At 41.4% G+C, this 967-nt stretch carries 1 protein-coding gene; it reads left to right on the top strand.

Annotation, left to right across the window (positions count from 1 at the left end):
* Positions 1-967: flagellar motor switch protein FliM (gene fliM, locus ACYVRA_RS07420; RefSeq protein WP_461252108.1), on the top strand; the 967-nt coding region annotated here is incomplete at both ends.

Below are 967 nucleotides of genomic sequence, written 5' to 3'. Positions count from 1 at the left end.
AATGAACCAACCGCTTCCGCATAAACAGAAAATCAAGATATACGACTTTGAACGGCCAGATAGATTTTCAAGGGAACAGGAAAGAAATATTTCGATACTCCACGAAACCTTTGCCCGTTTAACAACTAGCAGGTTTACAGCCCAATTAAAAAGCATAGTTCAAGTTCATGTAGCGTCTGTAGATCAGCTTACCCCCGATGAATTTCTCCGCTGCGTACCGTGTCCGACTACTTTGGCGGCTATAGATATGGATCCTTTGGGGGGCAACGCAATTCTTGAAATTGATCCTAATGTGACTTTCTCAATTATTGACCGGCTTTGCGGCGGGCTTGGAGATGGAACAAAATCCCAGCACGAGCTAACTGATACTGAACAAGCTATCATGGAAGGCATTATCGTCTACATGTTGGGTAATATGCGCGAAGCATGGATAAATATAATAGACCTGCGTCCTCGGTTGAGGCAGATTGATACAAATCCCAAGTTTGTCCAGATCGTTCCCCATTCTGAAATGGGGGTTTTAATAACGATGGAAGCAAAAATAGGCGATGTACAGGGGATGATAAATTTCTATATTCCATATCTCACAATCGAACCAATTATCGGAAAATTTTCATCCCAGTTTTGGGTTAGAAAAAATCGTATTAAAACAACTTTATTTTCATCAGAAGTCATAGAGAAACTACCTGTCCGCCTAAATGCCGAGGTTTTAAGGCGTGATTATACTATCAAAGAAATAATGAGATGGGATATTGGAACAGTTATCTTGCCGCTTCGCCCACTCGCTTCAGGCTATTGTTATCTGAAGCTTGGGGGCAGGCGCGTATGGCAATGCCAAATACTGCCGGATTGCAAGTGGTTCCAAAAAAGAATCACTATTATAAAATATGTTGAAAAACCATTTGGAACGGAGGGAAATATGGAAATGGATAAAGTGAATCCGCTCGTAACGGATGCTTTGTACAAA

This window comes from Treponema sp. R8-4-B8 (genome assembly GCF_054786175.1).
This window is presented reverse-complemented; position numbering and strand designations above follow the sequence as displayed.